1 pseudogene is annotated in these 252 nt (G+C 42.9%); it reads left to right on the plus strand.

The window, feature by feature from the left end:
- Window positions 1-252: pseudogene (locus AAEY62_RS23625) on the plus strand (transposase); the annotation flags it as partial.

A 252-nucleotide genomic window follows, 5' to 3' on the forward strand; every position in this document is an offset into this window, starting at 1 on the left:
GGCATAAAGTGTGTAAAGGCACGTTATTAACGCAAAAATACCTGCAAGGTGAAAAACTCACTAAAGCAGAGCTTATCTTTTTCAATCAAACAGTAAAACAATACCGAGAGCGGCTATCTAGCATCAGTTGGTTCATGCGCTTGTTAAATGAAGATATTGCGCGCAAAGCGAATAAAGAAGACAACTGCACTGGTCGATTCTGGGAAGGGCGCTTTAAATCACAGGCCTTGCTAGATGAAGCCGCACTAGCTG

This window comes from Pseudoalteromonas sp. GW168-MNA-CIBAN-0100, assembly GCF_040309225.1.
In the GTDB taxonomy this organism is placed as follows: domain Bacteria; phylum Pseudomonadota; class Gammaproteobacteria; order Enterobacterales; family Alteromonadaceae; genus Pseudoalteromonas; species Pseudoalteromonas arctica.